The organism is Chitinophaga sp. 01L420 (assembly GCF_056399985.1).
In genome coordinates this window covers 414,588-427,291 of the sequence record NZ_JBFTSK010000002.1, presented here as the reverse complement: position 1 = coordinate 427,291, position 12,704 = coordinate 414,588, and the positions used below count along the sequence as shown (strand labels likewise).

The window sequence follows — 12,704 nt, the reverse complement described above, 5'->3', positions numbered from 1 at the left end:
TGGTGGAGGTGATTGTTCTTTAGAGTCGAATGTGAAGCAGATATTTTTGCGCTTTGATGAAGTGGCTGCAGGAGATGGTAAGATGTTCCACGTGGAACATCTGTCTGATTGTTAGGAAATGTATTGGTATTTAGCTAATCGACCTTCTGGAGTTGAGATGTCTAAAGGGAAGGTATTATCCCTTCCATCATTTTATTTGTTGGACTTTTAGAGAATATAGTGTTTCTGGAATCAGGTACATTTTATTTATTGGTCCTCCTGTTTGCGAATCATAGTCGGCTTTGATTTTTTGAAGAGTTAGGCTTTATAAAAAAGCCTCCATATAAAATGTAGTTCTCTTTGATAGATTTTAGCTCATTGTTATCTTCTATGAGGGAGAGCAAAATAGACACACTATAAGCTCTCTGGAATATTTCCCAGGAGATAGTCTTTTTCTTGACGGAATTATTTTTATGGATTAGGGAGATGTTCCACGTGGAACATCTAATTAGATTTACAAAAGCTACCTTCGTTTGAGATAATAAAAGAGAAGCAGGAATGTTCCACGTGGAACATTRCACTTTCTAAGAACAATCTGCCTTCTTCTACGTAATTTTGCACTTTCTAAAGTTATTATGTTTCCATCATACGATATAATTGTTGTAGGCGCCGGACATGCTGGTTGTGAAGCCGCTGCCGCTGCTGCTAATATGGGCTCCAAGGTTTTACTGGTGACCATGAACATGCAAACCATTGCTCAAATGAGCTGTAACCCCGCAATGGGAGGTATTGCCAAAGGACAAATTGTAAGAGAAATTGATGCCTTGGGCGGATACTCTGGAATAGTAACGGATCAGTCAATGATCCAGTTCCGGATGCTGAACCGTTCAAAAGGACCAGCTATGTGGAGTCCCCGTACGCAAAATGACCGCATGCTTTTCGCCGCAAAATGGCGGGAAGCGTTAGAGAAAACGCCAAACGTAGACTTCTACCAGGATATGGTAAAAGGTCTTTTGGTGAAAGATGGTCGTTGCCATGGTGTTGTTACAGGACTGGGACATGAGATCCAGGCAAAGGCGGTGGTACTCACCAATGGTACTTTTTTAAATGGAGTAATACATATTGGCGATAAGCAATTCGGAGGAGGCAGGGTAGCTGAAAAAGCAGCGACTGGCATCACTGAACAATTAGTATCACTTGGATTTGAAAGTGATCGCTTGAAAACAGGAACACCTCCCCGTATTGACGGACGAAGTTTGGATTATTCCAAGATGGAAGAGCAGAAGGGAGATGAAGAAATCGTTGGATTCTCTTACCTGGATGTAGAGAGAATTAAACCCGCCCAGCAAAGAAGTTGCTGGATTACTTATACCAGCGAAGCCGTACATGAAATGCTCCGTACCGGATTTGACAGATCTCCGATGTTCCAGGGACGTATTCAAGGTACTGGTCCTCGTTACTGCCCAAGTATAGAGGATAAGATCAACCGCTTTGCAGAAAGAGAACGCCACCAGCTGTTTGTAGAGCCGGAAGGCTGGGATACTGTAGAGATTTATGTGAACGGGTTCTCTACCTCTTTACCTGAAGATGTACAAATGAAAGCCCTGCGCCTGGTGCCTGGGTTTGAAAACTGCCGCATGTTCAGACCTGGATATGCCATAGAATATGACTTCTTTCCACCTACACAACTTCAGTTTTCCCTGGAAACTAAACATGTGCAGAACTTGTTTTTTGCCGGACAGATAAATGGTACTACCGGATATGAAGAAGCTGCCTGCCAGGGTTTAATGGCTGGTATCAACGCCCATCTGAAAGCAAAAGAAGAAGCTCCGTTTGTATTGAAAAGAAGTGAAGCTTACATTGGTGTACTGATAGATGACCTGATTAATAAAGGAACTGAAGAACCTTACCGCATGTTTACCTCCAGAGCAGAGTTCAGAACACTACTTCGCCAGGATAATGCGGATCTGCGTTTAACAGAAAGAAGCTTTAAAATGGGATTGGCTTCTGCAGAAAGAATGGAAAAAGTACAGGAAAAGAGAGACGGCGTAGAAAAGATCAAGCGTATACTGAAAGAATTATCAGTAGAACCGGAAGAAATAAGCGCATTACTAGAAGCCAGATCCTCTGCTCCACTAACGCAAAAACAGAAAGCGCACCAGATATTGTTGCGTCCAAACCTGGATATTTTCTCCATAAAAGACCAGGTACCCAGAATTGCAGAGGCACTCGCCGGATTCAATAAGGATACCCTGGAACAAGCAGAAATTCAGATCAAGTATGATGTATACATTGAAAAGGAAAATGAGTTAGTGCAAAAAATGAGTCAGCTGGAAGACCTCGTGATTCCTTCCAACTTCGATTACGCCAAACTCGTTTCTTTATCAAATGAAGCAAGACAAAAATTTAATAAAATACGTCCGCATACTTTAGGTCAGGCAAGTCGCATAAGTGGAGTTAATCCAAGTGATGTACAAATCCTGATGGTATACATGGGGAGATAGGAAAAATAAACGTTTTGAAGCGGACAGATTGTTTTTACAGTTTGTCCGCTTTTTTTATGTTGAAAGGTCAAAAAGGACAAAAAAAGCGGGAAAATGCCCAAAAATCGACCTCCGGAAAGTGCTTAAATTTCGTATATCTGTAAAGAGCCGGATATAAGTGTTAAAAACAAGGTCGAATCGAATAAAAGGGCTAAAAATGCGTTTTTTGAAGTGGAAATGTTTTTTTAAACCGAAAGCAACCTTTTTTCTTCGCTGATCGTATCCGTAATCAGATTTGATTTTTTAAAAACCAAAATCAAACAATTATTTCAGAAGGACATCAATAAACGCATTTAATACAAAAAGCAGACAAGAATATTTTTGTGCAGGAGCTGAACAATATTAATGATCTGATTGCCGGTTGCTGCAGAAAAGAACGCAGCAGTCAGGAAGCGTTATACCGGAATTTTTTCGGGTATGGATTAAGCATTTGTCTGAGATATGCACAAAACAGAGAAGAGGCAGTTGAAATCATGAATGACGGATTCCTTAAAATATTTCAACACATTCAATCATTTGATACCAGCAGATCATTTAAAACATGGTTGGCTAAAATCATGGTGAATACTTCAATTGATTTTTTAAGAAGTAAAAAGAAACTTGTATTTGTAGATGATATTAACCAGGTACCAGAGCCAGGAACAGATGAGAAAATAATAGATAAGCTATCCTATGAAGAACTGCTGAAACATGTACAGTTATTACCACCGGCTTACAGAACCGTGTTTAATCTGTATATTATGGAAGGATACCAGCACCAGGAAATAGCTGCCATGCTGCGCATATCTGAAGGAACTTCCAAATCAAATTTATTTAAAGCAAAAAAAATACTGAAAGAAAGAATTACGAAAGCATCCATGGGGACATCTGATGGAGTGGACGTAAATATGCCCTTATACAAAAATGAATGACGCATTTGAAAATAGCATCCGTAACAAGCTGAATGAAGCTGATATTCCTTTTGACCAGGATGCCTGGACAAAAATGGAATCACTGCTGGATGCCGGGGATAAGAACAAACGCCCGGTAGGCTGGTGGTGGCTCTTCCTATTGCCTCTCCTGGGAGGTATGGGATGGTGGATCATTCAGTCATCTACTCCTGATAAGAAGGAGGAACGTGCTGCTATTTCTGCGCAAAAAACTTCTGTATTGCACAGAAGTGGTCAGGATAAAGTAATACCCGAATCAAACGGAATTACACGAGATAACGAAACCAATAAATCAACAGAAAAGCAGGAGCCGGGTGTATCCACATCTCCTGAAAGCAAATCAAACAACGAAGCAATAAAGCAATCGGAAAAGCATCTGTCGGGCGCATCTGCATCTCCCGAAAACAAACTTAATAACGAAACGATAAAACAAACTGAAAAGCATCTGTCGAGTACATCTACATCTCCTGAAAACGAATCAAACAACAAAACAGTCAACAAACCAGGTAATCATCTCCCGGAAAAAAATATAACAGCAAACGGACATTATAACCCGGATATCAGCACCGCAGGTGGAAAACAAACAAACATAGATAGTGCTATCGTTGTTAAGCAAAATGAAATCAACTTTATTAAAATAAAAAATGTCAATAACCTTAACGGATATACGAAAATATTACACATCGCTGAAATACCTATAAATAAAGACATTCAGCAGGATCTGAATAAAAAAATACCACGACGGAAAATCAATTCAAAAGGATTGTCTATAGGTGTTACACTCGGACCAGATCTGAATGTGGCGCCTTCCCTGAATTATGGGAAAGTGGGTTTTAATGTAGGTGTGTTGGCAAATTACTATTTCAACAGCCGCTGGTTTATTACCACCGGTGCCGTGTACAGTAAGAAACTATACGGAGCTACCAATAAAGATTATACGCCGCCCGCCAGCGGCTCAGTACCTTATGATCTGGTGAAAGTAAATGCCAATTGTGATGTGCTGGATATACCCGTGAATATGAACTATACCTTTCTGCAGGTAAATAACAATACGTTAAGTGCTACGCTTGGCGTGTCGAACTATTTTATGCTGAAAGAACAATATCAGTATATCTATAAATATTATCCCAAGTGGGAGAAAACGGTAGAGAATCAAAATCAACATTACCTCGCTATTTTAAATGTGGGCGCATTATACCAGCATCCGGCAGGAAGGCGCTTAATCATTGGGGTACAACCTTACGCCAAAATTCCACTGCATGGGGTAGGATTGGGACAGGTGAAACTATACTCCGCCGGTGTGTCTTTTCAATTAAACCTGGTGGGTAAGAAGCGCTGACCAGCGTCCTGAGGATGTTAAACAATCATTATACTATCTTGTTATCCATCATAATACAATGCCTGCTACTGTATGTGGCACGGCATTTTCAGCATTGTACACACTAAAAGATCTGATTATGAGCAATAAAGATAACAAACCAGGTAAGGGAGATCACAAACCCGTTAAAAAGGATGAAGAAGAATTTCCCGGTTATCCTGAATATCCCGCCGGAGAAGATATCATGAGCAAACGGAACCGGGATAAAGAAGTGGATGTAGACATGGATGCTGTAACTGGTTCTTTCCGGCATAACAGTGAATTACCCACTGAAAAGAGAAAACCCGCTGATAAATCGAACGAACAGGAAGAAACCTGGCGGGAAGATAAAGTAGGCGATGACCTCGATGTTCCAGGAGCAGAACTGGATGATGAGAACGAAGCAATAGGTGAGGAAGACGAAGAAAATAATATTTACAGCATAGGAGGCGACAGGCACGAAGATCTCGAAGAAGATAACGGTGAGTTCCTCGACCTGGACGAAGAGAAGGATTAGGGGCCTTATAATAGCGGTGTGAGGAGTCTGCACACGGCATCCATAAACCGCTTGAGCAAATTACGCTTGTTCCACCGCGTTTCCTGCACGGGAACAGCATACAAAAGGTCATCTTCGAATGCCCGGTTTAGCTTGCCTGCCACTTCTTTGTCGTAGATGAGCGCGCCTATTTCGCAGTTCAGGTAAAAGCTGCGGTTATCGAAATTAACTGAACTCACCCAGGCCAGGTTATCATCTACCACCATCGTTTTAGCGTGAATAAAGCCACGGGTATAAAAAAATATTTTCACGCCCGCTGCCAGCAATGGTTTAAGATAGGAAAGCGCTGCATGCTGCACAATGTAAGAATCACCCTTCAACGGTAATATCAGTTGTACATCCTTGCCTGCCAGTGAAGCCATTTGCAGGGCTGTCAACAGTTCTTCTGTGGGAATAAAGTAGGGGTTAGTAATACGTATCCTCCTTTTGGCAATGTTAATCGCCATCAGGATGGTTTGCATGGCCACCGGCCATTCGGAATCCGGGCCGCTGGCAACAATATCTGTAAAACAGGTACCTGTTAATCCTGATCTTACGAAATAAGGTTCTGCAAAGGGAAATACCTCTTTACTGCAATATCGGTAGCTCATTAAAAACTGTAGCTGCAGGATGTTTACGGCATCACCTTCAATCCTGAGATGTGTGTCGCGCCAGAAGGTGGCGTGCTTGCCATTGTTGATATAGCGCTCATCCAGGTTGATGCCACCTACAAAACCTACGGTGCCATCTATCACAATTATTTTCCGGTGATTCCGGTAGTTGGCGTTCAGATAGAAATCTACCAACACCGGTGAAAAGGGATATACACTGGCGCCATGCTCCTTCAGACGTTTCGGGATAGCATGAATGCGATCACTGCCCATATCATCATAGAGCAAACGTACCTGTACACCTACCTTTAATTTTTCAATCAGTATTTCGGTGACTTCATTGCCTACATCATCTTCAGCAATCATGTAATATTCTATGTGTATATGGTGTTTGGCAGCACGGAGGGCACTAAAAACAGCTGGAAATTTTTCTTCTCCATTGATCAGCAGTTGTACCTGGTTGTTTTTACTTAAAACAGATTGCCGTGTATTCAGCAACATGGCAGAAAGCTCCTGCTTATTTCCTGCCAGGTGCCGCAGCTCCAGCTGCATTTGCTCTATTTCACTTCTTTGAGACTCCCAGTATCGGGAAAACAACCCTTCATCTTTACTGCCTTTTAGCGTAAATCGCCTCTTTTTGCGCAGATCCCTGCCCAGATAATAATAAACAATGAGCCCTAAAACAGGAATAAATACCAGCAGCAGTATATATGCAATGGCTTTAACCGGGTTGCGGTTTTCAAGCAGAATAGTGGCTACGAGGCCAATGAAAATAAGCACCAGCAAAATGCTACTACCTATTTTAATATAAGGATGCCACTCTGTTCCTGTAAGATAACCGATAAGCGTTTTCATAAACTGTAAGCAAGATATACTATTAACGCGTTTCCGCTAAAATGGTTACGGGTCTCTTTTTTATTAATAACGGTAGATGTATGAGCATACCCAATGCCACATTGAAGATAGAAAAGGTAGTCATCCGGCTGTTTTCTCCGGCAAAGCCTCCCAGAAATAACCACGCCAGAAAATACACGTGGAACCATAACGGAACAATCCATGCTGCCAATGGAAAGTAATGAACACCTGTTTTTCCTTTTTTTATATATCCGGAGATGACTAACGCCACAAGTAATACCAATAGTGCGATCAGCCTATGCATGCTGCTGATACCAAAAAGTTGTTTCAATAAGTCGGCCAGCGGGAACAGTGCCACCCACAACGCCACCTGGGAAATGATGATAGAAAGCAGAGGGAGTATGGCTTTCCACGTAGTGGCAACAGATACTTTTTCCAGTAGTCTGCCAAACAACGAATAGAAAAATACGACCAGCAGCCAGCCATAGAAATTCGCATAAGGTACGCCAAACCATTGCCCTGTAAGGGTTTCTGTGGGATAACCTCTACCTATCCAATCCCAGTGCCACATGTGGAGGCGATAGGCTACTACATCCATACTCAAATCAATATTCAATGCCAGCAGACTATCGAATGCAGCAGCGGCCCATAAAGGAAGCGCGAAGTTATCCGTGAATAACCGGGATGAGTATATGATCACTGCCCAGCCGCACCCAATACAAAAAGGAATGTTGCGGGGAGCTTTTCCCAGCATTACCCAAAACTGGCCATATACATACCCGCTATTGGTGGCTACGTTTACATATTCCAACAGCAGGCCAAAGCCCAATGCACCCAGTAGCCAGGATACATGTCCTGTACCTTTTTTAAAGGCATCCCAGCCGCAAATAAGCAGCAAAGCATACATACAAAGTTCTGTTACCGGAAAGCAATAGCCAGGCGCATTACCGTAAGGCATATTGGCAAAAGGAAGCATACGCACGCATTTTGATGTACTGAAGATAGTGAATCAATAGCTTCTATTTTAAACCCGACTTCCCCAAAAAAGAAAAGCCCCTGTTTCTTTCGGAAACAGGGGCTTTAACTTTATGAAAAATTACTCAGCTGTTATTTCAAGAATATTACTGCTCAATGACCTGCCGTTGCCTGTCAGTTGAATGCCTTCTTTCATGAGGAAATCACCGCTATATAGCTGATCAAAATGAAAGGAGGTATGGGTGTCAGGATACAAATTGATTTCACGGATACGATAATTTTTTTGAGGATCCAGGCCTTGTAATTTTACCGCTGCAAATACATCATTCCTGGTGATGTTCATCAGGTAGTTAAACAGGATTGTTTTTTTCTGATCATCGCTGGTGTATTGAAACACCGCCCTGTTTTCTTTATATGGAGAAACCAGGCGATAAAGATTACCATACCATACGATATCACTGATACGCCTATACGTTTCTACAGCATCATGACTAAATTGTAGTTCTTTTTCGGTGAAGTCATCCACCTTTATATCATATCCCAGCTTACCCATCATAGCTACATCTGTACGGAATTTCAGCGATTGATGGCCCCAATTGGTTACGTGTGCTGCCATTGTATTAGATGGGAAGAAGTGAGAGTAGCCGTATTGGATATAAATTCTTTCCAGACCATCTGTGTTATCGCTGGGCCAGAATTCGGTAAAGTACTTTAAGGCGCCGTAATCTGTACGACCACCACCGCCGGAGCAAAGCATGATGGGCAGGTGAGGATATCTGGCCCTGACCCTGTCCAGCACTTTATATAAACTCCTCGTATATTCTATGAAGAGGTGTGATTGTTTTTCTTTCAGATAAGGAGACCAGGTGTTGGTGAGCATACGGTTGCAATCCCACTTGATGTAGGCTATCCCCGGATTTTCTGACATTGTTTTAGCTACTATTCCATACACGAAATCCTGTACTGCCGGGTTGGTGAGGTCAAGCACCATTTGATGCCGAAAATAATTTTCTGCACGGTTAGGGAGGCGTAACACCCAGTCAGGATGTTGGGTATACAGCTCACTCTTTGGATTTACCATTTCGGGCTCCAGCCAGATACCGAATTTAACGCCTTGTTTTTGGGCTTCCTGTACCAGGTATCCCAGGCCGTGTGGGAGTTTGGTGGTATTGGGTTCCCAATCACCCAGACCTGCATTATCGGCATTGCGGGGAAATTTATTGGCAAACCAGCCATCATCTAACAAAAAGAGATCTACGCCTAATTTTTTGGTCCCTCCAAAAAGGGCGGTCAGGCGTTGTTCATTGAAGTCCATGCCGGTGGCCTCCCAGTTATTTAGCAGGGTAAGACGTGGACCACGCCCATCCAGGACACCATAGTCAAGTGCCCAGCGATTAAAATTACGGCTGGCTTGTCCTTTTCCTTTTGTGGATAAAGTAAAGATGAATGCAGGAGTGGTGAATATTTCGCCTGGTTTCAGCGTATAGTCGCTGGCGTATGGATTAATTCCTGCGTTAACATGGAGTGCATTATGTTCATCTACCTCAAAGCCAAATTTGAAATTACCTGTCCAGGCGAGTGTCCCAGCCAATACTTCACCGTTTTCTTCTTCTGCCGGATGATCAAGAGAGAGGAGGAACATAGGAGATTGAAGCATGTTGGCGCGGATGCCTAATTTACTGTCAAGAATTTTCATACCGGTAGTCAGGTATTGTTCCTGCATGTTTACTTCTTTTGCCCAATCGCCATGAAACTGGGTGAGCCAGTATTTATCAGCTTTCAAATGCAGCATGGAAGAGGCATATGCGGTTACCTGTACCGGTTTTTTCTCTGCGTGTTTTATTTCCGTCCAGGCTTTGATGATATCTTCTTTGTAATAGGCCTCAAAATGAAGGATAACGGTTACCGGGTATACGGGATCTTTCAGCGTAATAGTGGTAGCGGTGACATTATTTTCTTTCTGTGGTGCTGATTCGTGAGCCGCGTACTTCAGTTCCAGGGATGGGTTGCCATCGTTGTGTACTATGCGGATGGCGGGGTCCAGCAGACTTTCCATGCCAGCGGTTACATAGGCTTCCTGTTTGCCTTTTAGAGTGGTGTCCGCGAAGGCTGGCTGTAGTGTCTGGCCTAAATACTGTTGTACCAGTCGTCCTTCCCTGTTAACGCCATATACCAGGCTAACATGTTGGGTATTAATACGGATGTGTATATTTTGTGCCGAAGCCAAGTGGGTCAGCAATACCAGGCCTATGGCCAGTAGTTTCTTCATGTTTAAACATTTACTAACGAGGAATAAGTGTACAAAATACAAATAAAAGGAAAGGATATATATGCTAATTTACCCGGTCCTTGTACTTTTCGTGCAAAAATGGGTCGTACAGAAGTGAACAGCGGATGTACGTTATCGGACAATGAAACGAGAATAATGAAATTGATTATCAATGCTTTCAGTTGCGGCATTTTTTTAGCTGCACCAACGCTCTATACTCTTATCTTATGATAAAAAACTACTTTCTGGTCGCCTGGAGAAATATTGTGAAGCATCGGTTTTTTGCGATGGTGAATATTTGGGGATTATCAATAGGAATCACCTTTGTTTTGCTGATAGGAGCGTATACCTGGGGGGAACTACAGGTGAATCGGTTCGTTAAAAACAACGACCGTATTTTCTTGTTGAAAAGTAAGTGGGCGAATCCAGAAACAGGGGTTGAATTTGCAACGTTAGGACCATTAACAAAATCATTACAGGATAATTATCCTGCACTGATAGAGAAAGCATATGGTCATGATGCCATTACTACAGTGGTGTCAGTAGGAGATAAGCATTACCGGGAAGGGATACACCCCGGAGATTCCACTTTTTTTGATGTATTTAATTTACCGGTCGCTTATGGAGATCCTCGTACTGCTATGGATAAACCTAACGCAGTAGTGCTTACAGAGAAGAAGGCGAAATTATATTTTGGTAAAGCAGATGCAGTAGGAAAGCTGTTGAAGATTCAATCGTTCGATGGACGGAATGAAGATTTTGAAGTGACTGCAGTGATAAAAGATCTGCCGTTCAATACCGTTACCAACTATACTAAACCCGGAAATGAGTTATTCATGGGGCCTGCGAGTATCAGGTACTTTGGCCGTGAGTTTGGCTTCAATAGCTGGCTATCACCTAATATTGTTGGTTATGTATTATTGAAGCCGGGGGTAAAACCGGAACAATTAAAAGTGCCACTGGCCACGTTAATAAAAACAAATGCTTCTTCTGAAATACAAAAAACACTGGAGGTATATCCGGTAGCATTAAAGGACGTTTATCTGGGTATGTATAAAGGTCTTGCTGGTAGAATGATCGCCATTTTTTCTTTCGTAGCGATGTTCATCCTGCTGATGGCGATTATTAATTTCGTCAATATTTCTATTGGGAACTCTTTAACCAGGTTAAAAGAAATTGGTGTGAGAAAGGCTATGGGTGGTAAAAAGAGACAGTTAGTATTTCAGTTTATTACGGAATCGGTGTTAGTGGTGGCATTTTCTTTTGTGGTATCACTCGGGATGTTCTTTTTATTAAAACCACTATTCAGCCAGATGATAGGAAAAGAGATACCGGGCTTGTCTTCCTTCCCTGCCTGGTTTGCTTTTTTGCCGGTATTTATTATTCTGTTTACGGGAGGGCTGGCAGGATTATATCCGGCCTTTGTATTGTCCGCACAACCTTCTGTAACTGCGTTAAAAGGAAAGCTGAAGAATATAAAGGAGAAGTTGTTATTCAGGCGGGCACTGATAACCGTGCAGTTTGTAACCGCTATTGTGGTGTTCATAGCCGCCATCGTCATAGACAGACAGGTATCTTTCTTTTTTAATTCAGATCTCGGTTTTAATAAGGAGCGCGTTATCACCGTTCCGGTACCGCGGGACTGGACCTTTTCAGGTGTAAAGCATATGGAAAGAATGAGAGATGAGTTTCGTACAATGTCTGAGGTAAAAGATGCTTCATTTTCTTATGCGATCCCTGATGGGTGGAGTAATGGGACCAACATGATTTACAGGCCGGAGAATGATTCCAGCACCGCTATTTCCTCGGTATCGGTTATATCAGATGAACGGTTTGTAGCTACCTATGGGATTAAAATGAGCGCGGGGGCTTATTACACAGGTACGCAGGCAGACTCATCGAAGATTGTTATTAATGAAGCTGCAGTGCATGCGCTTGGATGGAAAAGTGCAGCAGAGGCTATAAATCAGCCGGTGCGGATGCATAATTTTAATGCAGTGATGTATGTGAGCGGTGTTACACGTGATTTTCATTTTGGCACCTTGCGGGACGCGATTTCCCCACTTTGCTTTATGACGGTAGAATCAACGGGTATTTATCGCTTCATCTCGTTCCGGTTAAATGCTGGTAATACCTCCAAACAAATAGCAGCGTTGCAAAATAAGTGGGGACAGGTTTTTCCGGATACTCCTTTTGATTTTAAGTTCCTCGATGACAGTATTGCACAGTTGTATGAAACAGAAACGCAAATGCAGAAAGCGGCAAGGGCTGCTACGATTGTGTCGCTGATGATTGTGTTACTCGGGGTATTGGGAATAGTTACCTTAAGTATTGCAAGAAGGAATAAGGAAATGGGAATAAGGAAAGCATTAGGAGCTTCTGTGCTTAATATTATTACGTTGTTCGTGAAAGAATTTTCCTGGATCATTGTTGCCTCTAATATGGTGGCGTGGCCGCTGGCGTGGTACCTGTTACATACCTGGCTAATGGATTATGCTTATAGAATTAATATTGGCGCCGGACCGTTTTTAATAGTGGGTGTGTTGCTGATGTTATTGGTAGCATTTGTCATTATTGGTATGACGCGGAAACTGGCGACCACAAACCCGGTAAAAAGCCTTAGAACAGAATAAAGATTATTTTAGTAGCAG

At 42.4% G+C, this 12,704-nt stretch carries 8 protein-coding genes; 5 read left to right on the top strand and 3 right to left on the bottom strand.

Annotation, left to right across the window (positions count from 1 at the left end; all coding sequences use genetic code 11):
* Positions 1–614 precede the first annotated feature (614 nt).
* From mnmG to AC1DP6_RS03530, 4 genes are all read left to right on the top strand, one after another.
* On the top strand, positions 615–2,483 hold the full coding sequence (mnmG, locus tag AC1DP6_RS03545) for a tRNA uridine-5-carboxymethylaminomethyl(34) synthesis enzyme MnmG (RefSeq protein WP_477053599.1): 1,869 nt from the start codon (positions 615–617) through the stop codon (positions 2,481–2,483).
* Between the two features lie 362 nt (positions 2,484–2,845).
* Positions 2,846–3,433 carry an RNA polymerase sigma factor gene (locus tag AC1DP6_RS03540; RefSeq protein ID WP_477023843.1) on the top strand — a complete coding sequence of 196 codons (588 nt, stop codon included), beginning with the start codon at positions 2,846–2,848 and terminating at the stop codon, positions 3,431–3,433.
* Complete coding sequence (locus tag AC1DP6_RS03535; protein ID WP_477053598.1) at positions 3,426–4,790, top strand: outer membrane beta-barrel protein; 1,365 nt, start codon at positions 3,426–3,428, stop codon at positions 4,788–4,790. Before AC1DP6_RS03540 ends, AC1DP6_RS03535 begins: the two co-directional genes overlap by 8 nt.
* 118 nt (positions 4,791–4,908) lie before the next feature.
* On the top strand, positions 4,909–5,325 hold the full coding sequence (locus AC1DP6_RS03530; protein ID WP_477053597.1) for a hypothetical protein: 417 nt from the start codon (positions 4,909–4,911) through the stop codon (positions 5,323–5,325).
* Positions 5,326–5,330: 5 nt separating this feature from the next.
* Here the strand turns inward: AC1DP6_RS03530 and cls are convergent, their stop codons facing one another.
* From cls to AC1DP6_RS03515, 3 genes are all read right to left on the bottom strand, one after another.
* The gene (gene cls, locus AC1DP6_RS03525) at positions 5,331–6,809 is read right to left on the bottom strand and encodes a cardiolipin synthase (protein WP_477053596.1); all 1,479 of its coding nucleotides are present in this window, start codon (positions 6,807–6,809) and stop codon (positions 5,331–5,333) included.
* A 22-nt stretch (positions 6,810–6,831) separates the two neighbouring features.
* On the bottom strand, positions 6,832–7,785 hold the full coding sequence (locus AC1DP6_RS03520) for a carotenoid biosynthesis protein (protein ID WP_477053595.1): 954 nt from the start codon (positions 7,783–7,785) through the stop codon (positions 6,832–6,834).
* 120 nt (positions 7,786–7,905) lie between these two features.
* Entirely contained in the window at positions 7,906–10,053 is a 2,148-nt protein-coding gene (locus AC1DP6_RS03515) for an alpha-galactosidase (RefSeq protein ID WP_477053594.1), read from the bottom strand.
* A 227-nt stretch (positions 10,054–10,280) separates the two neighbouring features.
* Between AC1DP6_RS03515 and AC1DP6_RS03510 the strand changes: the two genes are divergently transcribed.
* Positions 10,281–12,686, top strand: a complete 2,406-nt coding sequence (locus AC1DP6_RS03510) for an ABC transporter permease (protein ID WP_477053593.1) — start codon at positions 10,281–10,283, stop codon at positions 12,684–12,686.
* Positions 12,687–12,704 lie beyond the last annotated feature (18 nt).

Excerpts from the sequence above, each read along its gene's own strand:
- mnmG (WP_477053599.1), top strand. The coding sequence starts at position 615 with ATGTTTCCATCATACGATATAATTGTTGTAGGCGCCGGACATGCTGGT.
- AC1DP6_RS03535 (WP_477053598.1), top strand. The coding sequence starts at position 3,426 with ATGAATGACGCATTTGAAAATAGCATCCGTAACAAGCTGAATGAAGCT.
- AC1DP6_RS03530 (WP_477053597.1), top strand. The coding sequence starts at position 4,909 with ATGAGCAATAAAGATAACAAACCAGGTAAGGGAGATCACAAACCCGTT.
- cls (WP_477053596.1), bottom strand. The coding sequence starts at position 6,809 with ATGAAAACGCTTATCGGTTATCTTACAGGAACAGAGTGGCATCCTTAT.
- AC1DP6_RS03520 (WP_477053595.1), bottom strand. The coding sequence starts at position 7,785 with ATGCTTCCTTTTGCCAATATGCCTTACGGTAATGCGCCTGGCTATTGC.
- AC1DP6_RS03515 (WP_477053594.1), bottom strand. The coding sequence starts at position 10,053 with ATGAAGAAACTACTGGCCATAGGCCTGGTATTGCTGACCCACTTGGCT.
- AC1DP6_RS03510 (WP_477053593.1), top strand. The coding sequence starts at position 10,281 with ATGATAAAAAACTACTTTCTGGTCGCCTGGAGAAATATTGTGAAGCAT.